Source organism: Chryseobacterium contaminans, from assembly GCF_001684955.1.
GTDB classification, from domain to species: Bacteria; Bacteroidota; Bacteroidia; order Flavobacteriales; family Weeksellaceae; genus Chryseobacterium; species Chryseobacterium contaminans.
Genome location: NZ_MAYF01000312.1, coordinates 65,642 through 90,073 on the forward strand (window position 1 = coordinate 65,642; position 24,432 = coordinate 90,073).

At 31.9% G+C, this 24,432-nt stretch carries 19 protein-coding genes, 7 tRNA genes, 1 other RNA gene and 1 pseudogene; 21 read left to right on the forward strand and 7 right to left on the reverse strand.

The genetic code is table 11. From position 1 onward, the window contains the following. Positions 1-33: 33 nt before the first annotated feature. Positions 34-273, reverse strand: coding sequence for an acyl carrier protein (locus tag BBH99_RS16010; protein WP_002976354.1), 240 nt, complete (start codon positions 271-273; stop codon positions 34-36). A gap of 391 nt (positions 274-664) precedes the next feature. On the opposite strand from BBH99_RS16010, the pseudogene BBH99_RS22815 reads away from it, so the two are divergent. The 3 genes and pseudogenes from BBH99_RS22815 to BBH99_RS16020 form a co-directional block, all read left to right on the forward strand. Next, a pseudogene (locus tag BBH99_RS22815) lies at positions 665-803 on the forward strand (type B chloramphenicol O-acetyltransferase); the annotation flags it as partial. A gap of 252 nt (positions 804-1,055) precedes the next feature. Continuing rightward, positions 1,056-1,892 (forward strand): ParB/RepB/Spo0J family partition protein, encoded by an 837-nt coding sequence (locus BBH99_RS16015; RefSeq protein ID WP_066697936.1) that lies wholly within the window; start codon positions 1,056-1,058, stop codon positions 1,890-1,892. A gap of 184 nt (positions 1,893-2,076) precedes the next feature. Beyond that, positions 2,077-2,985: a hypothetical protein gene (locus BBH99_RS16020; RefSeq protein ID WP_066697938.1), complete on the forward strand. Its 909-nt coding sequence runs from the start codon at positions 2,077-2,079 to the stop codon at positions 2,983-2,985. A gap of 100 nt (positions 2,986-3,085) precedes the next feature. Here the strand turns inward: BBH99_RS16020 and BBH99_RS16025 are convergent, their stop codons facing one another. Together BBH99_RS16025 and BBH99_RS16030 are read right to left on the reverse strand one after the other, a co-directional pair. Next, on the reverse strand, positions 3,086-5,263 hold the full coding sequence (locus BBH99_RS16025; protein WP_066697941.1) for a DEAD/DEAH box helicase: 2,178 nt from the start codon (positions 5,261-5,263) through the stop codon (positions 3,086-3,088). Beyond that, entirely contained in the window at positions 5,260-6,195 is a 936-nt protein-coding gene (locus tag BBH99_RS16030) for a HamA C-terminal domain-containing protein (protein WP_066697944.1), read from the reverse strand. Before BBH99_RS16030 ends, BBH99_RS16025 begins: the two co-directional genes overlap by 4 nt. 192 nt (positions 6,196-6,387) lie before the next feature. On the opposite strand from BBH99_RS16030, the gene BBH99_RS16035 reads away from it, so the two are divergent. Together BBH99_RS16035 and BBH99_RS16040 are read left to right on the forward strand one after the other, a co-directional pair. Further along, a complete protein-coding gene (locus BBH99_RS16035) occupies positions 6,388-8,514 on the forward strand; it encodes a DEAD/DEAH box helicase (RefSeq protein ID WP_066697947.1) in 2,127 nt (708 codons plus the stop codon). Next, positions 8,507-9,166 (forward strand): DUF2290 domain-containing protein, encoded by a 660-nt coding sequence (locus tag BBH99_RS16040; RefSeq protein ID WP_066697950.1) that lies wholly within the window; start codon positions 8,507-8,509, stop codon positions 9,164-9,166. Before BBH99_RS16035 ends, BBH99_RS16040 begins: the two co-directional genes overlap by 8 nt. A gap of 25 nt (positions 9,167-9,191) precedes the next feature. On the opposite strand, the gene BBH99_RS16045 is transcribed toward BBH99_RS16040, so the two are convergent. The 3 genes from BBH99_RS16045 to BBH99_RS16055 all read right to left on the reverse strand — a co-directional run bounded on the left by BBH99_RS16045 (position 9,192) and on the right by BBH99_RS16055 (position 12,562). Then, a complete protein-coding gene (locus BBH99_RS16045) occupies positions 9,192-9,569 on the reverse strand; it encodes a hypothetical protein (protein ID WP_066697952.1) in 378 nt (125 codons plus the stop codon). Between the two features lie 4 nt (positions 9,570-9,573). Continuing rightward, positions 9,574-9,942: a hypothetical protein gene (locus BBH99_RS16050; RefSeq protein ID WP_123873200.1), complete on the reverse strand. Its 369-nt coding sequence runs from the start codon at positions 9,940-9,942 to the stop codon at positions 9,574-9,576. Between the two features lie 361 nt (positions 9,943-10,303). Next, the gene (locus tag BBH99_RS16055) at positions 10,304-12,562 is read right to left on the reverse strand and encodes an nSTAND3 domain-containing NTPase (RefSeq protein WP_066697957.1); all 2,259 of its coding nucleotides are present in this window, start codon (positions 12,560-12,562) and stop codon (positions 10,304-10,306) included. A 464-nt stretch (positions 12,563-13,026) separates the two neighbouring features. On the opposite strand from BBH99_RS16055, the gene BBH99_RS16060 reads away from it, so the two are divergent. Further along, the gene (locus BBH99_RS16060) at positions 13,027-13,623 is read left to right on the forward strand and encodes an antirestriction protein ArdA (protein ID WP_228390826.1); all 597 of its coding nucleotides are present in this window, start codon (positions 13,027-13,029) and stop codon (positions 13,621-13,623) included. Between the two features lie 179 nt (positions 13,624-13,802). Here BBH99_RS16060 and ssrA read toward each other — a convergent pair. Then, positions 13,803-14,206, reverse strand: a transfer-messenger RNA (tmRNA) gene (gene ssrA / locus BBH99_RS16065). Positions 14,207-14,475: 269 nt separating this feature from the next. On the opposite strand from ssrA, the gene rpsU reads away from it, so the two are divergent. The 15 genes from rpsU to BBH99_RS16140 form a co-directional block, all read left to right on the forward strand. Beyond that, entirely contained in the window at positions 14,476-14,673 is a 198-nt protein-coding gene (gene rpsU, locus BBH99_RS16070) for a 30S ribosomal protein S21 (protein WP_034687383.1), read from the forward strand. Between the two features lie 79 nt (positions 14,674-14,752). Next, complete coding sequence (locus BBH99_RS16075) at positions 14,753-15,640, forward strand: tyrosine-type recombinase/integrase (RefSeq protein WP_066697960.1); 888 nt, start codon at positions 14,753-14,755, stop codon at positions 15,638-15,640. After that, positions 15,637-15,927 (forward strand): HPF/RaiA family ribosome-associated protein, encoded by a 291-nt coding sequence (locus BBH99_RS16080; protein ID WP_066697961.1) that lies wholly within the window; start codon positions 15,637-15,639, stop codon positions 15,925-15,927. The genes BBH99_RS16075 and BBH99_RS16080 overlap by 4 nt, the downstream gene beginning before the upstream one ends. A 109-nt stretch (positions 15,928-16,036) precedes the next feature. Next, positions 16,037-16,110 (forward strand) — tRNA-Thr (locus BBH99_RS16085). 19 nt (positions 16,111-16,129) lie between these two features. Next, positions 16,130-16,210: transfer RNA gene (locus BBH99_RS16090), tRNA-Tyr, on the forward strand. A gap of 88 nt (positions 16,211-16,298) precedes the next feature. Further along, a tRNA-Gly gene (locus tag BBH99_RS16095) sits at positions 16,299-16,371 on the forward strand. An 88-nt stretch (positions 16,372-16,459) separates the two neighbouring features. Further along, positions 16,460-16,533: transfer RNA gene (locus BBH99_RS16100), tRNA-Thr, on the forward strand. Between the two features lie 20 nt (positions 16,534-16,553). Further along, a tRNA-Tyr gene (locus BBH99_RS16105) sits at positions 16,554-16,634 on the forward strand. Positions 16,635-16,722: 88 nt separating this feature from the next. Beyond that, positions 16,723-16,795 (forward strand) — tRNA-Gly (locus tag BBH99_RS16110). A 41-nt stretch (positions 16,796-16,836) separates the two neighbouring features. Then, positions 16,837-16,908 (forward strand) — tRNA-Thr (locus BBH99_RS16115). A 383-nt stretch (positions 16,909-17,291) separates the two neighbouring features. Further along, positions 17,292-17,972, forward strand: coding sequence for a response regulator transcription factor (locus BBH99_RS16120; RefSeq protein WP_066697964.1), 681 nt, complete (start codon positions 17,292-17,294; stop codon positions 17,970-17,972). Then, positions 17,973-19,337 (forward strand): sensor histidine kinase, encoded by a 1,365-nt coding sequence (locus tag BBH99_RS16125; RefSeq protein ID WP_066697966.1) that lies wholly within the window; start codon positions 17,973-17,975, stop codon positions 19,335-19,337. It abuts the gene before it with no gap. Positions 19,338-19,560: 223 nt separating this feature from the next. Further along, the gene (locus BBH99_RS16130; protein ID WP_083188855.1) at positions 19,561-20,802 is read left to right on the forward strand and encodes a TolC family protein; all 1,242 of its coding nucleotides are present in this window, start codon (positions 19,561-19,563) and stop codon (positions 20,800-20,802) included. Positions 20,803-20,805: 3 nt separating this feature from the next. Continuing rightward, a complete protein-coding gene (locus tag BBH99_RS16135; RefSeq protein WP_066697968.1) occupies positions 20,806-21,891 on the forward strand; it encodes an efflux RND transporter periplasmic adaptor subunit in 1,086 nt (361 codons plus the stop codon). Positions 21,892-21,953: 62 nt separating this feature from the next. After that, positions 21,954-24,432: efflux RND transporter permease subunit (locus BBH99_RS16140; protein WP_066697971.1), on the forward strand; the 2,479-nt coding region annotated here is incomplete at its 3' end.

Genomic DNA, 24,432 nt, shown 5'->3' on the forward strand with positions numbered 1-24,432 from the left:
ACTTTGTTTAATTTCTTTTTTTGTTGAAGAATATTATTTATTTACTACTTCTTCGATGTAAGCGATAGCGTGTCCTACAGTAGTAATTTTTTCAGCTTGATCATCAGGGATTTGAATGTTAAATTCTTTTTCAAATTCCATGATTAATTCAACTGTATCTAGTGAATCTGCTCCTAAATCGTTAGTGAAGCTAGCTTCAGGAGTTACTTCTGTTTCTTCAACGTCAAGCTTATCAGCGATGATAGCTTTTACTCTTGATGCAATGTCTGACATAGTAAATTATTTTTTTAATTGTTAGATGGTGCAAATATATAAAATTCTTGACGATAAAACATTTTTTTAGTCTTTTTTGTGGATAGAGTACTCTCATTTTAGATCTTATAAGTTTAGTCTTTTAGTTTTCAGCTATTTATATTTGATTGTATTAGAGTGGTTTAATTTTTATTTTCTGATGTATTGATTTATTTTATGTACAAAATGTTTGAAAAAGACTGAGTTTTGTCTTTTTAAGAGCCAAAAAGAATGAAAGGACTGTCATTTTTATCTATATTTTGTTTGTTATGAAATTAATACGTTAGCTTTTTTGAATTAATAAATCATCTTTCTTAAAAGAATGGCTTATAGCTGTTCTCTTTACTCGTTTCTTATATTTAAAAGCTAAAAAATGAAAAATTTCTTTGAAAGTCCTTTTAAAGGCCAAATCATAAAAGACCATATTCAGAAATCCTAATATTATTGCCGGGAAATATTCTTATTACTCCGGATACTACCACGGGCATTCTTTTGACGATTGTACTCGTTATCAAGTTTTACAACCTTGTTTCATTGGAATAATGACGGTACATTAAAAAATACCAAAATCGGCAAAAGAGTGTATTACTCAAAAGATGAAGTATTTTCAAAACTGAAACAAGCATCTTAAAACAACTTTATGGGGAAATTCTAGACAACCCCAAATCATTTCTTAACTATTTACCACGCTTTTAATATTTAATCAAAGCACACTTAGAGTATTGTGTGGGTATCTCTTGTGTCAAATTTAAAATATCAACGTCATGTCAAATACAATTCAATTATTCGGTCAAAATTATAATGTTAACAATACTTATGCAGGTTTAACAACAATTTTAGAACTACAAAATTATTTAACAATTTCAGATCCAGAGGGATATAGTCTATTAAAAAGTGATATCGCAAAAAACGGAATCCACGATCCAGTTTTATTTACTACGGTTAATAATATAAAATTGGTTATTGATGGGCATGTAAGATTGCAAACATGTATTGAATTAGAAATACCGAATGTTCCTGCGAAAGAAATCAAAGAAAATTTCCAAACTCTTTCTGATGTTCAGTTTTGGATGATAAAAAACCAATGTCAAAGAAGGAATCTTACACAAATACAAAAGCTACAGCTTGCATTTTTGCATGAGGAAACAATACAACAAATTGCAAAAGTTAATCTTATTGATGCAGGTAAGGGCAATAACATAGAAAAACCAGTAGATACACTTTTAGAAATAGCAAAAATTGCCAATGTTGGTAGAACAACTGTTTCAAGATATAAAAAGGTTCTTAATAGTGGTTTGGAGGATATTATCAAAAGAATGTTGCTAGAGGAATTGAGTATTACCTCTGCGTATAATTTAGTTCAGAAAAAAACAAAGGATGTACAAATTAATTTAGATCAAGAAATAGCCACGCTACAGACAGAAACGCTACAATCTGAAACACCCGTGTTGAAGTTTGTGCGGGATTATAATGAAGCTAAAAATCTTTTAAATACCAATGAATTTGAATGCCTGATCATGACAAAAGACGAGGGTAAAGTTAAAGATTTTGCTTCTCAACAGCCTAATGTTAAATATGCTGTATTTATATTCGAAGATTAAACCTTGTACACAAAGATACAAGGCTTTAGAAAGGCTGAATCTTTTTACTACTGCACGCTACAACCCTGCGTACGCACACGCAATTACGCAAAAATCAACTAAAAATCTTTTTATAACAATAACTCAAAGGCACAGTAAAACAGTTGTGATAGTCCTTACCGTGCCTTAATTAAAATACCAAAATATGATTGACTTTATAAAAGTATACACAAATACAAAAGAACCTTTGGAAAATAGAATTAAATACGATTTTCTTGATTGTGAAACAAAATGCTCGTATGATTATTTTAATAAAGATCCGAAATACCCATGTTATAGACGTTTTGAAAATATTGAAGTTCGAATTACGGAAAAATCAGCATTTGTCAAAAACTCCATACATACCTATTTTAACCTAAAAAACGATTTGGGTACTGGCAACTACACCGATTTTTCTTACGGCGATATTTTAACCGCTTTACAACAGCTTCAGAAAGATCTGAACGAAGATATTTTGGATTACAAAGTAACTAATCTTGAATTTGGCTTGAACATCCGAACCTCTCTAAGTCCTAAGCAAATGCTTGAAAATAACTTTTTGATGTTCAATTTTGACGAATTTAACCAACACGATACCTTTAAAAACAAAGGGTCATACAAACAGTATAACCGCAATGAATACTATGTAAAAATGTACGATAAAGGGTTACAGTACAAATTGGATTATCACTTATTGAGGGTGGAAATTAAGATAACCGACAGTAAGTTATTGAAAAAAAGATTTGGAATCTATACAATTCAGGATATTTATGAGAAAAGTCGACTGGAATTACTGTTTAAATTTCTTCTGGAACGTTTTGATGAAATAAATATTATCGACAGTTTCACAACACAGGAAATCCGCGGGGAAGAAAAAAAGTTTTTTGAACTAGGCAAAAGTCCTCATTTTTGGCGGGAAATAAAAAACAGTAAATCTCGTAGCTACTACTATGATCTAAGAGCAAAGTATATTAATCTACTTGAAAAATACCAATTAGATACTATAAAGCAGGAATTACAGGATTTGCTTGTGAGTAAGTTTTGGACTTTAATTAAGGGTGGTTCGGAGGTATAGTTTTGCGTTTTTGAAAGTGATACAGAATGGACAAAATCGGAATATATATTAAGAGTAATTTGTATTTACATAGGTTATCAGTCTATTTATTTTAAAGTAATTATATTTCACTAAGCTTATTTCGTTCATAGGCAATAAACACAGCATTATTAAAAAGTTTCTTGTCTTTGATTATTTTAATCACATCATCCTGAGAAATATCTGCTGAAATTAATTTTTCGAGTTTTCGAATTGCTGAGCTTGGCATGCCGAATTCATATAAAATAGTTAAATTCTCTCTTAGAAAATCATTTTCTATTAAACTTGCAAAGTAATTGTAATTGCCTGGACGAAGACCTCTTTCTAAACAGACGAATTTTTGTAAAGAATCAATTACGGCCAACCATTTGGGAACTTTATATTCAAACCAGTGTTTTAATGTTTGAAAACTTTGTCTAATGGCTTCATCTCTTATTTCAGAGTCAGAAAGGTCCTTAAATTTTGGCAATGTCTTTAAATAATCAAAAGTACTCTCCACTAAATTCCAAATACTCTGATTAAAACCGTAGATTTGAGTTACAGCCACAAGTGCTTTCAAAGTCATTGGTTTTACAGTTTCAGTAGGCTTTAATAAATTCTCCCAGGCTAATGTTAGAACGTAGGTTAATTGTTCTTTAGTTGGATATCTATTCCAAGCTATTAAATGATATTTAGTTCTTACGTCATATCTTAATTGGTTAATGATATTCTTTTGTCCAAAAACTTGAACACCATTATCCCTGATTATGTTTCTTTCATTTTCAGGGATTTGTCTAATTGCTTTATATTGATCAGATGATTTGTCTATAACTTCTTCATCATCCAAATTGATTAATATTTCGTCTGAAATAGGATTTTGCTCATAAAAAGGAATATCAATGGTGATCTGTTCATTGGGAGGGACTGGATTGAAATTATACACGGTTCCTGTATAATGTATCATTAAACGGCCTGCGCGACCTTTAATATTGGAATAATCAAAGTAATCAATTCTTGTATTGGTTCCCTTAGTACTATCAAAAAATACTATATTTTTAGCACTCGTATTTACTCCTTCAATAATTGTTGTTGTACAAAACAGATAGTTTAATAAGCCAGTATTAAAATAGTCGATAATTGTTGTTGTTATGTGCTTTTGCAATGCACCATCATGGATTCCAATCCTGTATTTTAATAAATCAATCAAACTCCACTCGGGAGATATATTTTCTTTAATCCATTCAATAATATCTAAATCTTCATTTTCTTTTTGAATGTTTTTAGAAATCAGATAAGTGTGAAATTTTTTTGAAAGATATCTTACTCTTGCTGGTGATGAACAATAAATGATTGACTGCTGGTGTTGGTTTTCCAACAATAAATCAAATAATACTTGTTCTTTATACTCTTTGTATTTCCTAGGCATGTCAAACTTTTCTTTATGTTCGGCATAAATATCGACACTTTTTACATCAACCAACGAAGATTTTGTTTTATAAAATATAGCATTAAATTTCTCTTCAAATCCTTCAGATATTCGATCTATATTCGGCCCAAGTAGATAAAATTTACTATTGTATGTTTTCAAAATATAATGAAGAGCATTATTCAATGAATCAGCTCTTTCGTCGTCTCTCTTTGAACTCAACTTATAAAATTCATCAACTACTATTAGATCTACATGTTGGAACTCTTTGTATTCATTTACCCTTTCGGCAGTAAAAAGATAGATATTACCTTTTTCTACAGATGACTCTTGGGATGTTCTTACAATTAATTTATATTGATCGTATTTTTTTAACTTTCTTCTAGTTTCGTCAAGTAGAGCCAAAGTAGGTTGAATTATTATTATATTTTTAAATTTGTTAGATGCTACAAATTCTTCAATTAATAAGCTCTTTCCAAAACTTGTTGGTGCACTAACAATTACATTTTTATCTGTATTTAATAACGATAGTAAATGTTTCTGATCTTCATGCAGAAATTTGTTTAAATTATCTGAATAATGATATATTTCTCTAATGAGAGCATCGGTAGAATTCAATTTAAAGTTCTCCTTTTTTATGTAAGGATAGAATCCAGCAGCTTCAAGTAAATCAGCTAGTATTTGATTCAAACTTGAGTCGAATTTTTCTTTGGATTCAAGAATATTGGTTAATAATTTTTGAGCGTTTTCTTTTTCTTCAATTATTAATTCAGAACAACGTTTGTATATCAAAAAAGTTTCTTCAAAATTGAATAGCTCTTTAGATGCTATATCAGTTAGTAAATCTTCTATCATTCTCCTAATTGTTGCATTAATGAAAGTTTTTTATGTAATCCCTTAACAAGCTCTACCTTATTTTGAACTGGAAATAGAACAAGAATGATGTTAAGTTTTGTTTTTAGTGGATGATTGTTATTCTCATCGAAATATTTTTTGAGTTCTCTCATTTCTTTAATATAATCTTCAACAAAAGAGTCACTGGCTTCATCAGAATGTAATGTAAATAAATCACAAGTATAAGTACAAAGTAATGGGATATTAATCGATGTCAATTGGTCAACTAGTTTTGTTGACTTATTCATTAAATCAATCCAGTAGTCTTTTTCGGGAATGTTATCAAAATGCTTCAATTTTTTTGATATAATCAAAAATTCAGAATTTAAATAATCACTTTTAAAGTGTTCTTCTATATCAGCAATTAAAGCCCTAATACCAGCTTTACCATCTTTATAAAGTTTTGACTCTCCTAACCAAAGCGTTTTTGTGTTTGGTTCAATATGAACCGCATCAAATCCATGTACTGCGTGACCAAATGAATCTTTGAAATAGACTTTTGATAATAATGGAATAGTATTATGGAAATCTCTGAGTAATAAATGAAGAATCAATTCGCCAAATTCACCTCGTCTTAGATATTTGTCCTCAACATCGTCAGCGAGACCTTCTCCATCTTGATAGAGATCTTTCACTTTTTGAAATGCATCAATCTTATAAATTGATTGGGCTGCTTCAATTAATTTAGATAAAATTTCAGTATTATCAGTGTTTTCGCCCTCATGAAATCCAAAAGCAAATTCGTGGATCACATGCGTTAATTTTTCAATTAATGGTTTAATCCTATATTGGATCTCACCTGTATCATTAATATCAAATCCGACAAAAAATGTACTAAGCTCAGCTTCATTAATTTTTTGCGTAATTATTTTTTGTGAATTAAATGGAGTCACTGGCTATTAAGTTTTTTTAAATATACAAAACTTTTTTAATCAATATTTTACGGAAAACCATAAAACCTTATTTGGTATGTAATTTTATAATTTAATTCTTATTTGAGATAATAAGAAAACCTATTGTGTTGGCAAAATTGCATAGTAATATTTTTTTAAGTTAAATTTGAATAAATTAAATAGACATTTATTATGAGTAGCTTAACTATTGTTAGAGGAGATTTAACTTCGAAGCCTGTTGCAGCTAGCCAATTAGCAAACTTTTTTGAACAGTATAAAAATGATTTTGATGGAGTATTGTATATAGGCTATCCAATTATCGGAACCAATAGGGGAAGTTACCAAATAGATTGTTTAATGGTATTAAAACATCATGGATTAATAACAATTAATTTATTAGAGGGGGATAATGAAGATGTTAATGAATTGTTCAGAGATATTCAGGATGAGAATTATGACAAATTAAATGCTAAATTGTTTCTAGATAGTAATCTGACTCATAGAAGAAAGTTAGGTTTTAATATTAATACTGTTACATATGCACCTAGAGCTTCAGCAGACATTGTTGATGAAGATTATCATCTTTTTAAAGATTTAGAAAACTTTAAAAATTATATAACTGAACTAACTTGGGACGAAATTTTTTTTACTCCCCTTTTGTCTGCTGTTCAATCAATTACATCTATTAGGAATGGTAAATCCAGAGAATATGTAATATATGAAGATTCTAGAGGTGGTAAATTAAAAAAATTAGAGGATTCAATAGCGAATCTTGACAGACAGCAAAGCCGAGCTGTAATAGAAACGGTTGAAGGTGTACAAAGAATTAGAGGTTTAGCAGGATCAGGTAAGACTATTATTCTAGCTTTAAAAGTTGCTTATTTGCATGTTAAAAATCCTAACTGGAAAATAGCAGTAACTTTTAATACAAGATCATTAAAAGAGCAATTTCGCAAACTTATAAATATGTTCGTTATTGAACATAGTAGCTCTGAACCTGATTGGACAAAAATTGATATAATTCACGCTTGGGGAAATTCTCGTGAAGAAGGTATTTATTATAATGTATGTAAAGAACATGGTATTAATTATTTAGATTTTAACGATGCAAAAGCGAAAACTTCCATTTATGGTCGTGAATTTGATTTTGTGTGTAAAACAGCTATAGCTGATATAAGCGTTTTTAAACAAAAATACGATCTGATAGTAGTGGATGAAGCACAGGATTTCTCCAAGGATTTTTTAGTTATCTGTTACAATATTTTGAAAGCTCCAAAAAGATTAGTTTATGCCTATGATGAGTTACAATCTCTAAATAAAAAAAGTATGCCAGCTCCAGAGGAGATTTTTGGCTATGATACTGCAGGAAATCCTATTGTTAGATTAGTTAATGAACCAGGAAAGCCATTGCAAGATATTATTTTGTATAAATGTTATCGTAATTCTCGTGAAATTTTAACAAGTGCGCATGCGTTAGGATTTGGTATTTACAGAAAAGATGGCTTAGTTCAGATGTTTGAAAATTCAAAGCTATGGGAAGATGTAGGTTATAAAGTTGATGAAGGGGTCTTAGCTGATGGTAATGAAGTTACTTTGATAAGAAATGATGAAAGCAGTCCTGATTTTCTTTCTAAACATAGTGATGAAGATGATCTAATAATATTTGAAGAATTTAAAAATAATGATGAACAAGTTAATTATGTTGTTTCTGAAATTATTAAAAATATTAAAGAAGAGGAGTTGCGTTTAGATGATATTATAGTTATTAACCCTGATCCTCTAACTACAAAAAATGTGGTAGGAGAATTTAGATCAAAATTATTTAGCGAAGGCATAAACTCAAGTTTGGCAGGGGTTTCAAGTTCTCCTGATATTTTTTATGAAGAAGATACAATCACTTTTACTGGAATATATAGAGCAAAGGGTAATGAGGCAGCAATGGTTTATGTTATTAATGCACAAGATTGTTATAGTGGTTACGAATTAGCAAAGAAAAGGAATATTTTATTTACCGCTATGACAAGAAGTAAAGCATGGCTTAGGGTTTGTGGTTATGGTAGTGAAATGAATAAGCTGGTAGAAGAATTTAATGAGGTTAAAGATCTAGGTTTTAAATTAAAATTCGACTATCCTACAGCAGAAGAAAGAGAAAATATGAATATTGTTAATCGTGATATGACGCTTGACGAAAGAAAGTTGATCCAAGCAAAAGAAAAAAGCCTAAGTGAACTTGCTGAAAGTTTAAAAAGTGGTAAAATTTATTTGCAAGATTTAGATGCTAACTTATTAGATGAACTAAAAAGGCTTTTAAATGAGTAAACAGCAGTTTTTTATTGAGATAAGTAAGCTTACATCTATTTTAATAGAATTGGGTTTAAGTTCTGAACAGCACTTCCCTTCAGAAGTAGATAATTATTTGTATATATCAGGAAACTTCGATCATAGTATAGCTCTTAAAAACATTGATTATAAGGAAATTTATAATGTTATGATCGAACAAAAAAATTTTAATTGTAAACTTTTAGATGGTGCTATAATTCAACTTATGTATTCTTTCAATGTTAATAACGATTTGATAAAGCACAGGCTATGTTATTTTCCATCTCCATATTTGCTTGCATATGATGAATATTCTGAGCTGTATGAAGATGATTCTCTTTATTCAGATATGTTAATGAAAAATATATTACCTGTGCCTATAAGATTTGATTACGAATCGGATGTAGAAAAGTTTCAAGATGTATCTCATCCTTTTAGCCATTTAACCTTGGGACAACATAAAAATTGCAGAATTCCTTTAAGTCAACCTTTAACTCCTTGGTGCTTTGTGTCTTTTATAGTACGAAATTTTTATAATAGCCTTTATTCAAAATTTCTAGAGAAATATGGAGAAGTTTACATAAATCATTTTGAAAGGTGTATTACGAAAAACGAGGAAAATATTCTGCATATGAATTTAAAACAAATATAATAAAAGGCTAAACTAGAGACTTATATCATTTTATATTAGAGTACCTTGTTCCATTTCCTGCAATATTTATAATTTCTAATCTGTTTTTGTTATAAGTGAAAAGATAGAGTTTTCCTTCTTTGCTTCTTAAAAAACAGCTTATTGTTTCTTCCAATTTTCCAAATTGGTCGCAATGGCTTTTGGGGTCTATTTTAAAAACGTATGACTTCAGAAGTTCAGAATCATTAATGCTAACAGTTTTCTTAGTATTATCAAGTGTAATCTTAGTCTTTTGAGGTAAAAGTTCAGTTAAGTTATTATTTTCTACGATTTGAACCATATTGTAAGTAAAGGTTTTGATCTGTGCAGAAACGGTTTGTGTAGAAAAAAATAATATAAATCCTGCAATTATTTTAATTTTCATTATTCTAATTTTTAGAGATTAAAAAACTTTTTCTTTTTTCACTTGCTTCAGTATAGCTACTAAAAACAAATGTTTCTTTTTGTAATATTTTGCCCTGATAAACTTTTGCACTTGGTGAATTAAGATATTCACTAATTACTTGATCTTCAAGTCTGGCCTTAATTTCGTCATCAATACGATCAAGTTCTTGGATTGGGGAAATGATATTAGATTCCTGCATTTGACTTATCCTGTTTTCCATGACAGATAATTTTACAAATAGATATTGCATTTTAGGTTTGGAATGTTCTTCTAATTTGCGGTCAATTTCGTCAAACTGTACTTTTTGATTAGCTTTAATTTGGGTCATTAAAGAATCGATGTGTGGGGTCATCTCCAGTTTTAAATTTAGGTTTTGGATTTTCACACGATAAGATGAGAAGTAATAATGCTGTAAATGAAAATAGATGAATCTTTTTCATAGTTGAGTGTTGTTATATATCACTCAGTCCCTAAAGTGAAAGTTAATTAAACAGAAAGCGTGGGACTTGAGCTTAATGTTACTGAGGTACTGGTATACCTGATACACAAATAAACCAAGCCCACGCCATAGCATGGGCATTAGGTCTACTTATCTCGTGTATCTTTAAATTACCAGTTTTCAGTAACAAGAATAAATAGCTAACGCTTTATTTTTTTCGATAAAATTCAGTCACAAATATATGAATTTTATGTTCAGTTATTTTGAAGATTTATTATTCCTTTAAACTATTAAATATCTCCATTATTATAGTGTCTTCAGAAATTTTATCACTATTATCATAGTCATCAAATTCTCTATCATTTGCCATTTCTATTTGATGATCAACCAACTTATCATAATCTATCGTTTTCTTTTCTATCCACTCTAATTCTTCTCTTAAATCTAAGGGATATTTCGCAGCTATTGATTCCAATAAGGGATGATAATAAAATATATCGTCTCCTGAAATATCTTCTAGCTCTTTATCTATTATAGGATATGCTATTTCAGAAAAATGCTCAGAAGTTATCCAATTTTGATATGTCTCAGGAAATATCAACCTAAATGCTTCGAATTCATTAAGTTCATCCATGGTTTGAGTATAACAAAAAAAAGAATCAATTATTTCTTCTTCATCAAACTCAAATTTTGTTAAATCTAAATTATTTAGAAGCTGAAGATATTCTGAATCACTAGTAGAATAATCAAATTTTACAGAGAAATTTCTGTAAATAAATTCTTTTACTTTTGCAGAAACTTGAGCATAGTTATTATTTAAATAATTTAGGAAAGAATATAAATACTCTCTATTTTTTACATATTCAAAATCACCATTGTGATTACTTGACTTATAAATTTTACAAGTTTTTAGATCTTTCTCTAACTCAATTATCTTATCTCCTACAGCTTTAATTTGATCAATATTTAATGTGATTTTACCTATCAATTCATTTCCTGAAAATATTGTTTGAAATTGCTCAATAAATACAAATGAAGAAATTAAATTGCTAATTATGGTATTTTTCTTATTGATATAATTTACTAAAAAATCATATATAGAAGGATTTTGATATTCAATTACAATATTACCTTTTTTATCAAAATTTGTTTTAATAAAAGTATTTTCTAATTCTCTTATAGATTGTTCAAAGGTTATTGGATCGTAATTTATACCTAGTATTGCATTTTCTACAAAAAAATTCTTTACAGCAATTTCTAGATCTACTAACAATACTGGAGTTCCAAGAGTAGCTAAAACTAAAAGTGTATATTGTGAAAATTTATTTAAAGAAGTTTGAAAACTGCTTAGCCAAACAAATTCAGGATTATCAAAAAAATTCTTAATAGTATTAAAAAAATCGTTCGGTGAGCAATTAGTCCATATTTTTTGCTTAATAAAAGTTTCAATTATCCTTGGATTATAATTCGGATGTGTTATTAAGCTTTTATAATTTTCATCCTTAATTAAATTATCTAGAAATTCATCAGGTATCTCTCCATTAAATAAGTGATTATATAATATTTTGGCTTTAATCACTTTTGTATAAACTGATAAATCAATTAAACATTTAGCAACATCTATATTGTTAATTTTAAAAGCTTCGTATATTTCTTTTGCTTGATTGAAAATATATTCTCTGGTCGCCAATATTAAAACTTTATCTGGTGAACTTTGAATTTTTTTTATAAATTTTACAATCTTATCATCATTTTTTTGAAGAGATTTAGCATCAAAAAAATTTCTCCCCAAAAAATCATCAAATAAAAATACCTGTTTTCTACCTTCGTGAAAATAAGTATAGCCATCATCAATTTTGTCACTTAAATAAACGAATTCTTCATAACCGCTAGAAAGTAGATATTGCACTAAAATTCTTGCTAAGGTAGTCTTTCCGATTCCTGGAATTCCCGAGATTATAATATATCTGTGTTCATCTAAAATTTTCAGTGCTTTAGGAAAACTATCATTTTGGACAAATAATTTAGCTTGTTCATTAATTTCTTCTATCTCAAATTGAGACTGATTATAAATCTTACTATGAAGAACTTTTTGTAATATTGGGGTACTTGTGATCCAAAGCTTGTAATATTTTTCTTCTATTTTTTTATTTTGATCAAGGATATTTAATAAATCATCCCTTCCATAAATATCTTCGGTTGATTTAATATATGGTTCAAAAAGTTTTTTTATTATATCTTTATTTTGTGGAGTCAAACCAATACTGGTTGTAATTATGTAACTTTCTGGATCTAAGCTTTTAACTTTAGCAATTTCTTTTTTTAAATTATTAATTAAAGAGGTGAAATCCTTATATCTTTTCGCTTGGATAATAATATTTTTCTTTTGAGGTGTTGAATATCTAAGATCTATACCTCCATCTTTCCCTGTTTTAAATGATTCTACAAATATATTTAATTTAGCCTGAAGAATATCTCTGCAAAATTCTTCAAATTCACTAGGGGAAAAGATATTTAAATCATAATTTGACATTAATTCAAAGTTTTAGTTTCAAGCAATATACAAACTTTATAATTATTAACAATCTGTGTTGAGTGCTAAATATTTGATTTCGATAATATTGTGTTTTTGAAATTAAAAATAAACTACATATGAGTTTAGATAAATATATATACCCCCATTTACCCCAATACCTGTAAATTTTGTAGAATAAGTCAGAATAAAACTTTTAAATATGTATCGAAAGTGTATCTACTATACTGATTCAATACCCCCATCAAGTGCTTTTTTTGTTATACCCCCTGCACGATATCTTTGTTTTTTTCGATTGTTTTTTCTCGCAAAAGGTTTAATCTATGTTGATTTTTTTGGTTTTAAATGCTTGTAATACTTGTGTTTATCAGTGTTTTGTCGTATATTTATACTGCTTTTATACACTGGTTTCTAAAAAGAAAACCTTGTTTCTATGTGTACAAGGTTTAATATAATAAATAAAAATGCCTAGCGGTATTGGCGTACTGCTAGGCGAATCAATAAATTTTAAATCTGACTTAAAACTTATCGACATGACAAAGTTAATGAATTGTTTTGATACTGCTAGTATCTATTGTGGCACGTATGCCAAGTATAACAACGGAAGCCTTTATGGTAAATGGTTAAATCTTTCGGACTATTCAGATTATGACAAATTGCTCACTGCAATGTATGAAGTTCATTCTGATGAATCCGACCCTGAATTTATGTTTCAGGATTACGAAAACTGCGAACTATTTGAAAAACTGGGATTGTTAAGCGAGTGCCATATATCAAAAGATATATACGATGTGCTGGAACAAATTAATGATTCAGGGCATGATGTAGAGGTTTACGAAGCGTGTTTGGATTGTTTAGGTAAAATGGATTTTCAGAGCATTTATGAGTATATAAACAATTTTTATTACGGCGAATATTCGAGTGATGAAGATTTTGTACAATACTTATATGAAGATGATACCTTTAATATTCCTAATTGGGTTGTGATTGATTGGAGCGCAACTGCACGGAGCATAATGTTTGATTATTTTGAGAGTAACGGACATTATTTTAAATCATAGTATATTTGTAATATTATAAACCCTTTGTATGCTTTAAAATTCAAATAGGTTTTATTAAATTCAAACAGATTTAAAAAAGTACATTTTAAAAACTCGGGTACAACTTTGGGTACAAAAACAAAAAAGAGAAAATGTAATTATTTAAAGTTCAATAATTTACAAATTCTCTTTAGTTTAAAAAGTGGAGTTGGAGGGATTCGAACCCTCGTCCAAACAAGCAATACATAAGCTTTCTACATGCTTATTCTACTATTAATTTTCGACGGGAAGCAGAGAGCAGACACCCAACTTCCGGCTTATCTTCTAAATTTTTCGTGTTGTAGCCGAAGCTTCTACAACCTTATTTCCGCATTCCTATATCCCAGGATCAAACGCCGCAGAACAGAGCATTTGTGGAATATCTTGCTTCCTTACTAAAATCTTCGGGAAAACGCTTGAATCTACTATACTTCGATTATTAAGCTGCAAGAGCGAACTCTTCGTTGCCAGTTAAAATTCTGTAGCAAGGGATTATAGAGATCGCGCTACGGTTCTCTGCATGCTTACTTACCCATTGGTCTTGCTGTCGAAACCAGTCAACCCCATGAATAAAGTGACTGCAAAGATAAAGCTTTTTGTTCATATTTCGTTATGATCAGCTATTTTAATGAGAAAATTGAATGGAAATGAGCAAGAGGGGAGTCATGAATCATATTATTTATTCATTGTGGATAAAATTATTATGCTGTGTCAATGTCCTTCAATGCTAGGTTTTTATGCTGTTTTGAAGAATGTCTGAAATTCTTTGTGGTAATATATTTTGTGTTCTGAGAAAAAATACTTAGTTTTGCAATCCAAAATGAGATGTAAAATATGTTAATAATTCCAGTAAAAGATGGAGAATCCATCGATAGAGCGTTAAAAAAATACAAAAGAAAATTTGATAAAACTGGTACAGTTCGTCAATTAAGAGCTAGACAACAGTTTATTAAGCCTTCTGTAACTTTGAGACAAGCTAGACTAAAAGCGGCTTACAAACAAAGAGCACTTAGCAAGGAAGAGCAGGCTTAAGATTTTTTCTTAACCATATATTAATTCACTTCTTAAATTCTTATATTTGAGAAGTGAATTTTTATTTTTATACCCCATGATGCTGGAAAAGTTTTTAGAATACTTACAATTTGAAAAAAGATATTCTCCTCATACCATTACAAGCTACAAAAAAGATCTTGAAGACTTTTCCCATTTCTATCTCCGAACAGAATCTTCAGAAGATATCTCTAAAGCTGATAAAAAGATCATTAGAAACTTTATTGTTGATTTAAGCGAAAATAATATCTCTAAAAGAAGTATCAATAGAAAACTCTCATCACTCAGAAGTTTTTATCTCTTCCTCTTAAAAATAGGCGAAATTAAGGTTTCTCCTACCGAGGGAATCTCTTCCCTGAAATTTTACGCAGAAAAGCAAATTCCCATGTCTGAAGAGGAAATGGTAGATCTTAATGACCGGATCTTTGAACAGGAGCATGATATATTAGAAAAATGTATCATGGAAGTACTTTATCAGACGGGTATGAGAAAAGCTGAGCTTTGTGGCCTGATATTTGAGAATGTTGATATAGTAGGAAATGAATTGAAAATAATAGGAAAGGGGAATAAAGAAAGGGTAGTTCCCATTTCCGAAGACCTGTCTGAACTTCTTAAAAGTTATCTGGAAATAAGAAATCCACAGGCAGAATATAAATCATATTTTTTTGTCAATAAGAAAGGGAAAAAACTCAACGAAAAATTTGTTTATGTGGTAGTTAATAAGTACCTTAGTCTTATAACAACAAAAGAAAAAAGAAGTCCTCATATCCTTCGCCATAGCTTTGCTACTCACGTTTTGGATAATGGGGCGGAGATCTCCAAAGTAAAAAAAATATTAGGGCATTCCAGTCTTGCCAGTACTCAAGTCTATACGAATGCTAATATTGAACAATTGAAAAAAGTGTTTAATCAAGCTCACCCTCGAGCGTCAAAAAAAGAAGAATTATGAAGATCACAGTACAATCAATTGGTTTAACTCCACACGAACCACTAGAATCACACATCGACAAAAAAGTAAGCAAGCTAGATACATTCTATGATAAAATCCAAGAGTGTAAAGTATTTCTTAAAGTAGAAAATAATGCAGATAAAGCGAATAAAACAGCTGAGATTATTTTAGCGGTTCCGGGAGATGATATTGTAGTAAAAAAGACAAGTACAAGTTTTGAGGAAAGTCTGGACCTTTGCGTTGATACTGCTAAAAAGCTATTAATCAAGAAAAAAGAAATGGCTTAGAAAAAAAAGTTAAAAAAAGTTCATAAAAAATTTGAGAATTCAAAAAATCCGTTCTATATTTGCACTCGCAAAAAAGGAACAGCGATCTTTTGAATTCTTTTTTATATTTGCCTCCATAGCTCAGTTGGCCAGAGCACGTGATTTGTAATCTCGGGGTCGTGGGTTCGAATCCCTCTGGAGGCTCATAAAAATATAAACTTTTGGGGAGATTCCAGAGTGGCTAAATGGGACTGACTGTAACTCAGTTGCTTCGGCTTCGTAGGTTCGAATCCTGCTCTCCCCACTTATATTTTTTAAAAAAAAAGTTTGCAGGATTAAAAATTAATTCTTAGTTTTGCACAGCGTTTACCAATGGTTTTGTAAACAAAATCGCGGAAGTAGCTCAGTTGGTAGAGCGTCAGCCTTCCAAGCTGAATGTCGCGGGTTCGACCCCCGTCTTCCGCTCAATAAAAATCAATATAAAAGTTGTTTTTTTTAACTCTGAAATGTGTAGAGTAGAGTTTCTCAATCGCTTTCAGTCCATTTATTAAATGCCTCCATAGCTCAGTTGGCCAGAGCACGTGATTTGTAATCTCGGGGTCGTGGGTTCGAATCCCTCTGGAGGCTCAATTTAATATAAAATATCTGGGGAGATTCCAGAGTGGCTAAATGGGACTGACTGTAACTCAGTTGCTTCGGCTTCGTAGGTTCGAATCCTGCTCTCCCCACATTTTATATTAGAAATAAAAATTTGCAGAATTAAAAATTAATTCTTAGTTTTGCAAAGCGTTTACCAATAATTTTGGAAACAAAATTGCGGAAGTAGCTCAGTTGGTAGAGCGTCAGCCTTCCAAGCTGAATGTCGCGGGTTCGACCCCCGTCTTCCGCTCAATAAAAATCACGCTATTCAGTGTGATTTTTTTAATTAATGCCGACTTAGCTCAGCGGTAGAGTGCTTCCTTGGTAAGGAAGAGGTCACGGGTTCAAGTCCCGTAGTTGGCTCTCGAATCTCCCGAATTTCTTCGGGAATTTTTTTTGCCCTAAAATTTCCACCAGCCACTATTTAAATTATATTCCTCGTTTTTCTTTGTGTAAAGTTGTATTGATTTCAATATATAATTTTAACAATCGTTGTTCCCTAATTTTTGAAAATGATCTGATTTTATTCAATGATAAATATTTGAATTGGTAATATTGCATCTGAAGGCTGAAAATAGTTATACGATCGTTTAAAAAAATAATTATCTCGTATTGTCATCAGAAAATAAAATCATATCCTAAGTTTTCATATTGGACAATCAAATAGTATCTACTCTTTTTAACTTTTATCACTGGCCTGTAATCATCATAAAAATTTTCGCTAAATTCGTGTAAAATAATTTTTGATGAATATTCTTTTATTAGAAGACGATCTCATTCTTTCTGCAGAGCTTTGCCGGTTTTTAGAATCCAATAATTTCACCTGTGATAAAATCTATGATGGGGAAACTTTTCTTCGCCAGATTAAAAATAATTCCTACGACCTTTATCTGCTGGACATTAATGTACCCAAAATAAATGGACTGGATGTTTGCCAAACGATTCGCTCTTTTGATAAAAGTACTCCTATCATTATCATTTCTGCTTATGGAGATATCTCAGATAAAAAAGATGCCTTTACCCGGTTGGCTGACGATTATCTGGTAAAACCTTTTCAATTTGAAGAACTTCTTTTAAGGATCAATTCCCTGTTGAGGAGAAAAATGCCTTCAGATACTTCAGACCAGGATATTATCAGGGTAGACGACCTTATCATTAACAAAACGGAGCAGAAAGTATACCGTGGCGGAAATGAAATTACCCTTACCTTAAAAGAATTTCAGTTATTGGTTTACCTGGCAGAAGCGCAGGGGAGAACTGTTTCCAAACAACAGATCACTGAACATGTATGGGAACATAATTTTAATACGAATACCAATACGGTGGAAGTTTACATCAATTTTTTAAGAAAAAAGATCGATAAAGATTTCAAAATAAAACTTATCCATACTCGTTCAGGGTTCGGATATTACTTAAGTCCATTATAAATGTCTTTAAAAAGAAAGATAGCTTTAACAATCAGTATCGCCTTTTCATTGCTTTTTGGAATGGTGATGGCAGTAATTTATTTATCTTTCAATGATTTTAGAAGGGATGAATTTAAGGAAAGATTCAGGCAAAGACTTGAATTTACCACTCATTTTATTTCTAAGTCGAAAAATTTTGAAGAAGAAGCACCTATTTTTTTCAATGAAAATTCAGATAATATTCTTTTGAATGAGAAGATTTTGATTTTCAATGAGCAGAAAGAATTAATCTACAGTACTATTAAAGACCGTAATGTCACCTGGGATAGTGCAATGCTTAAGGAACTGGATAAAAAAAAGATTATTTATACTGAAAAAACAGTCCCTGAGATCTATGCGGCGCTGAGAAATATTAATGGAGAGAATTATTATATTCTCACCAGTGCTTTTGATACCAATGGAAAATCAAAGTTAGGTTTCCTGAAATATCTTTTGATTGCTGCTTATGCGATGAGTACTCTTCTTATAGGTTTTTTTAGTTATTATTTTGTAGAAAAATTTCTTCGTCCTTTGGAAGACCTGAATAAAGAGATCTCAGAAGTAACGGCCCATAAACTGACCACTCAGATTCCTGTACAGGAGTCTAATGATGAAGTAAACGTTCTCGCAAAATCTTTCAATACGATGATTGTCCGTCTTAATGATGTATTTCAGTCTCAAAAAGATTTTACAGCAAGTGCTTCGCATGAAATCAGAACTCCTATCACAAGAATGGCATTTCAATTGGAAAACCTGATTAAGTTTGAAGAACATTCTCCAAAGACACTCTCTTCATTGCAACAAATTCAGCGGGATGTATACCAGTTGTCAGATCTAACAAATTCACTACTTCTACTTACAAAATTTGATAAAGAAAATATTCAAAGCATTTATGAGGATGTCAGAATAGACGAAGTGATCTTTGAAGCTTTTGAAAGAGTAGAAAAAAGCTATCCGGAACTAAAACTGGATTTTTTAATTACTGAGGAAACTTCTGAAAATGCTTTTCTTACCATTAGTGGTATCCAGTCATTATTGGTGATCGTCTTTATTAATTTATTCAAAAATGCGGCGGTATATTCTGATAATACAGAAGTAAAGGTTTTGATCACCGAGACCAATGCTCATCTTAGTGTTGATGTGGTTTCACATGGTACTACCATTTCTGAGGAAGAACAGGCTAAGTTATTTGAAGCATTTACGAGAGGGAATAATGCTCAGAATATTTCCGGTTCCGGCTTAGGGCTAAGAATTGTTAAAAGAATCCTGGAATACCATGATGCTCAAATTATGTATACTTCTCCTGGCGAGTACATGAACACATTCACAGTAATTTTTAAAAAATAGATTTTCATAACTATTTATTACCCCCAAAAGGGGTTGCTATTTTTTGTTAAACCCAGGATTAAATTCTCTGCAAAAATTCAATAACTGGAGAAAAATTTTAATTCTCAAATCTCTCTGATCCTATTTGAAATAGCCTGTTTAAGGCGATTTTAATATTTTTTTAAGCCTCATTTAAGTTTCTTTTAATCACATCCGAGCAATTTTGTAATTTAAAAAGAAAATAATGAACAGAATTGCAGTGCTGTGTCTTGCCATTTCCTCATTCATGGCAGCACAACAGAAAATGTCTCTTTTGGATTGTGAAGAAGCCTTCCAGAAGAACAATCTCCAGCTGCTCGCCGAACAATATAACATCAATATGGCTGATGCTGATATTCTGCAGGCAAAAATCTGGGAATTGCCTCAACTAAGCGGGCAATTCAATGCTTACAACCCTCAGGATAAAAAGTTTTTTGATGTAGGCCATTCAAAAGGAGCAGGTATTACTCAATTGATTTATATGGGAGGCAAAAAGAAAAATGAAATCGCTTTTGCAAAGTCTAACAAAGAATTGGCCCAGCTTCAGTTTTCCCAACTTCTGGTGGATCTGAGAGCCCAGCTTCGTACTGCCTATTTTAATCTTTACTACGAAAAATTAAAGCTTGAAAATACAGATAAGCAATTGGTATATATGAATGACCTGTTAAGTGCCTACCGTGTACAGTCAGCCAAAGGAAATGTTTCCCTTAAAGATGCGGTGAGATTACAAAGCCTGGTTATTCAATTAAATCATGATAAACTTGAGATCAATAAAAATATTCTTGATTTTGAACAGAATTTAAAAGTTCTTACCGGAATTTCAGAAGATATAGAACCGTTGATGTCTGAGTCTGAAGCTAAAGAGGCTTTGGCCACCCAGCCTTTTGGAGACGAAGAAGAGCTTAAAAGTAAGGCTCTTGAGAATAATGCAGATTATCGCTATAACCTAAAATTAATTGATAACAGTAAGCTTTATGCCCAATGGCAGAAATCATTGAATGTGCCGGATATTAATATTGGAGCAGCATGGGATCAGGCAGGAGGAACTTTTAATAATGAAGCTAATCTTACTTTAGGAATTCCTTTACCATTATGGAAAGCGAACCAGGGAAATGTTGAAAAAGCTAATTATGCCATTCAGCAGAACCAGAAAAATGCAGAATTTCAGAAACTGACTCTTGAAACAAAGGTACAGGCAGCTTATAAAACCTGGAAAGCACAATATGATCAGCTTGCAGATATTAAAACAACAGATCTTCAGAATATGGACCTGGTTTATAATGGAATGATGACCAATTTTAGAAAAGGAAATATCAACCTTATTGAATTTACAGATTTCATGGATAGCTACCGGGAAACGGCGCTTCAAATTTATGATATGAAGAATGAGATCATGCAGGCAGCAGAACAACTTAACCAATTAGTACAAACGAAAATCTTCTATTAAACAATGAAAACTTATATTATCCCGGTATTGATGATCTTATCATTGATGGCCTGTTCAAAAAAGGAGGAAGAAAAAGAAAACCCGGCTCAAAAAGGGTTTGAACTTAGTAATACCATGATGAGCTCTATTTCGCTGGCAAAGGTGGAAAAAAAGAATATAGAGGATGAATATAGCTTTTATGGAAAGATCTCTGCAGATAAGAACAGCTATATAGACGTTTATCCATTGGTAGGGGGAAACGTTATGAGTGTAAATGTTGAACTTGGAGATTATGTGAGAAAAGGGCAGGTATTAGCTACAATAAGGAGTACAGAGCTTGCTGAAATTCAAAAAGATGTGAGTGATGCCAAAACAGACCTTGTAGTCGCAAAAAATAATCTTAGGGTTGCCAAAGAACTTTATGAAGGAAAACTGAATACGGAAAGAGATGTACTGGAAGCAAAAAGCCAGCTGCAGAAAGCCGAAGACCAGTTACAGAGAGCCACAGCTGTAAGCACTGTTTATAATGTGAAATCAGGAAATATATACAGTGTAGTAGCACCTATTAACGGCTATATTGTTCAGAAAAGTATCAATAAAGACATGCAGCTGAGAAGCGACCGAAGCGATAATATCTTTGATGTTGCTAATACTACTAATGTATGGGCAATTATGAATGTCAACGAATCGGATATAGACAAGATCAGTCTTGGAATGAAAGCTCAGGTATCTACACTTTCTTATCCGGACAAGGTTTTTGATGGGAAAATTGATAAAATATTTAAAATCATTGATCCGCAAACCAATGCCATGCAGGCAAGAGTTGTTCTGGACAATGCTAATGGATTATTGATTCCGGACAGTAAAGCAACGATAAAAGTTTCAAGCCTGGAAAGTAATACAATGTTAACAGTTCCTTCTAAAGCGGTAATTTTTGATGATAACAAAAGTTTTGTGGTAGTTTTTAAATCCAGAACAGATGTGAAAGTAAGAGAAGTTAAAGTACAGAAGCAAGTGGGAGATGTTACTTACATAGCAGATGGCCTTAAAGAAGGTGAAGAAGTAATTACCAACAATCAGCTTTTGATATATCGTTCTCTGAACAGCTGAAAATGGTAGTGATTTAAAATAAATTCTTTCAACGGCTTTTTTAGGTCTTCAATCTATCTATCATGAATAAATTTATAAAAAATATAATCGCTTTTTCGTTAAAAAATAAAGCATTTACCTTTATCTGGGGGGCTATTTTAGCGGTTGCCGGATTCATAAGTTTCAAAAATATGCCCATTGAAGCTTTTCCGGACGTTACCAATACCCAGATTGTAATCATTACCCAATGGAATGGGCGTAGTGCAGAAGAAGTAGAACGTTTTGTAACTACCCCCATAGAATTGGCGATGAGCCCGGTTCAGAAGAAAACCAGTGTGAGAAGTACCACTATGTTTGGGCTTTCCATTGTTAAAATTCTGTTTGATGATGGGGTGGATGATACTTTTGCCAGAAATCAGGTCAATAACCAATTAAGAACCATTAGCCTTCCTGACGAGGTAGACCCTGAAGTACAGCCACCCTACGGGCCAACCGGAGAAATTTTCAGATACACGCTGGAAAGCAAAACAAAAGATTCCCGTAAACTACTGACTCTCCAAAATTGGGTAATAGACCGTGCTCTAAGAGGCGTTCCCGGAGTAGCAGATATCAACGTTTTTGGTGGTCAGGACAAAGTATTTGAATTAAGTATTGATCCAAGAGCACTGGATAAATATAATCTGACACCACTTCAGGTGTATGATGCCGTAACCAAGAGTAACCTGAATGTTGGTGGAGATGTTATTGAAAAGAACGGGCAGGCTTATGTGGTAAGAGGAATTGGTTTGGTGAAATCTATTACAGATATCGGAAATATTACCATTCAGAATGATAGCGGAAATCCCGTTTTGGTAAAAAATGTAGCAGAAGTTCACGAAAGTTCTATGCCCAGAGTAGGACAGGCTGCACTGAACCATCATGATGATACTGTGGAAGGGATTGTGGTGATGAGAAAAGGAGAGAATCCAAGAGAAGTCTTGGTAGGGGTAAAAGCTAAAATTAAAGAACTGAATGAAAAAATTCTTCCGAAAGATGTGAAAATGGTGACCTTCTACGACAGAGATAACCTGATGGATTTCACTACTCACACGGTAATGCATAACCTGATTGAGGGTATTGTGCTGGTAACTGTGATCGTTCTGATTTTTATGGCGGATTGGAGAACTACATTAATCGTTTCTATCATTATTCCTTTATCCTTATTATTTGCCTTTTTATGTTTAAAACTGGCAGGAATGAGTGCTAATCTACTTTCCCTGGGAGCCGTAGACTTTGGAATCATCATTGATGGAGCCGTCGTCATGGTAGAAGGACTCTTTGTAATGCTAGACCACAAGGCTCATAAATATGGGATGGAAAAATTCAATAAACTGGCAAAAGGAGGTTGGATCAAACAAACAGGAACCGGTTTAGGAAAAGCCATTTTCTTTTCCAAACTGATTATCATTACCTCTCTGATCCCGATCTTCTCATTCCAGAAAGTGGAAGGAAAAATGTTTTCCCCATTAGCTTTTACTTTAGGATTTGCCCTGATGGGTGCTTTGATATTTACATTAACACTGGTTCCCGTACTTTCTCATATCCTTTTAAATAAAAACGTAAGAGAGAAAAACAACCCTTTTGTTAATTTCTGGGACAGAATTGTGCTAAAAGGTTTCAATGTAACTTTTAAACATAAAAAGATGAGCATGATTGTAGCCATCTCATTCCTTGCATTGACACTATTTTCCGGAAAATTCCTTGGAACGGAATTCTTACCACAGCTTAATGAAGGTTCCCTTTGGATTACAGCAGAAATGCCAATGAGCTCATCATTAAAAGAATCCCTGAAAACTGCGGATCTTCTGAAAAAAGATATTATGAGTTTCTCCGAAGTAACAGATGTGCTGGCTCAGACAGGAAGAAGTAATGATGGAACAGATCCCAACGGATTCGGATTTGTGCAGTTCGCTGTAAACCTTAAACCCAGAGAAGAATGGAAACGGAAGATCACTTATGATGAACTGATTAATGAAATAGATAAAAAGCTGAGAAGTTATCAGGGAATTACTTTCAACTATTCCCAGCCCATATCAGATAATGTAGCAGAAGCTGTAGCTGGTTTTAAAGCAGAAAACGGAATCAAGATTTACGGGGATAACTTAGAAACTTTAGACAAACTAGCGCATGAGGTTTTATTAAAAATTAAAGATGTTGAAGGGGTAAAAGATCCGGGAATCATTAAAAATATCGGCCAGCCGGAAGTAAGTGTGGTCTTAGACAGAGATAAAATGGCGGCTTACGGAGTGATGCCGGCAGATGCACAAGCCGTACTGGAAATGGCTTTTGGAGGTAAAACCGCTTCAGAAATGTTTGATGGAGAAAGAAAATTCCCGATTCGTCTTCGTTATTCTCAGGAATACAGAACAAATGAAAATGATATTGCTGCATTGATGGTTCCTACCCAGGATGGTGCAAAAATTCCTTTAAAAGAGATCAGTACCATTGTTAAAGATAATGGCGCTGCCTTTATTTACAGAGATAATATTAAAAGATATATTGGAGTAAAATTCTCCATTCGTG

Bases quoted from the DNA above. Each gene is read 5' to 3' on its own strand.
- BBH99_RS16010 (WP_002976354.1), bottom strand. From the start codon at position 273: ATGTCAGACATTGCATCAAGAGTAAAAGCTATCATCGCTGATAAGCTT.
- BBH99_RS16015 (WP_066697936.1), top strand. From the start codon at position 1,056: ATGTCAAATACAATTCAATTATTCGGTCAAAATTATAATGTTAACAAT.
- BBH99_RS16020 (WP_066697938.1), top strand. From the start codon at position 2,077: ATGATTGACTTTATAAAAGTATACACAAATACAAAAGAACCTTTGGAA.
- BBH99_RS16025 (WP_066697941.1), bottom strand. From the start codon at position 5,263: ATGATAGAAGATTTACTAACTGATATAGCATCTAAAGAGCTATTCAAT.
- BBH99_RS16035 (WP_066697947.1), top strand. From the start codon at position 6,388: ATGAGTAGCTTAACTATTGTTAGAGGAGATTTAACTTCGAAGCCTGTT.
- BBH99_RS16040 (WP_066697950.1), top strand. From the start codon at position 8,507: ATGAGTAAACAGCAGTTTTTTATTGAGATAAGTAAGCTTACATCTATT.
- BBH99_RS16045 (WP_066697952.1), bottom strand. From the start codon at position 9,569: ATGAAAATTAAAATAATTGCAGGATTTATATTATTTTTTTCTACACAA.
- BBH99_RS16050 (WP_123873200.1), bottom strand. From the start codon at position 9,942: ATGACCCCACACATCGATTCTTTAATGACCCAAATTAAAGCTAATCAA.
- BBH99_RS16055 (WP_066697957.1), bottom strand. From the start codon at position 12,562: ATGTCAAATTATGATTTAAATATCTTTTCCCCTAGTGAATTTGAAGAA.
- BBH99_RS16060 (WP_228390826.1), top strand. From the start codon at position 13,027: ATGCCTAGCGGTATTGGCGTACTGCTAGGCGAATCAATAAATTTTAAA.
- rpsU (WP_034687383.1), top strand. From the start codon at position 14,476: ATGTTAATAATTCCAGTAAAAGATGGAGAATCCATCGATAGAGCGTTA.
- BBH99_RS16075 (WP_066697960.1), top strand. From the start codon at position 14,753: ATGCTGGAAAAGTTTTTAGAATACTTACAATTTGAAAAAAGATATTCT.
- BBH99_RS16080 (WP_066697961.1), top strand. From the start codon at position 15,637: ATGAAGATCACAGTACAATCAATTGGTTTAACTCCACACGAACCACTA.
- BBH99_RS16120 (WP_066697964.1), top strand. From the start codon at position 17,292: ATGAATATTCTTTTATTAGAAGACGATCTCATTCTTTCTGCAGAGCTT.
- BBH99_RS16125 (WP_066697966.1), top strand. From the start codon at position 17,973: ATGTCTTTAAAAAGAAAGATAGCTTTAACAATCAGTATCGCCTTTTCA.
- BBH99_RS16130 (WP_083188855.1), top strand. From the start codon at position 19,561: ATGAACAGAATTGCAGTGCTGTGTCTTGCCATTTCCTCATTCATGGCA.
- BBH99_RS16135 (WP_066697968.1), top strand. From the start codon at position 20,806: ATGAAAACTTATATTATCCCGGTATTGATGATCTTATCATTGATGGCC.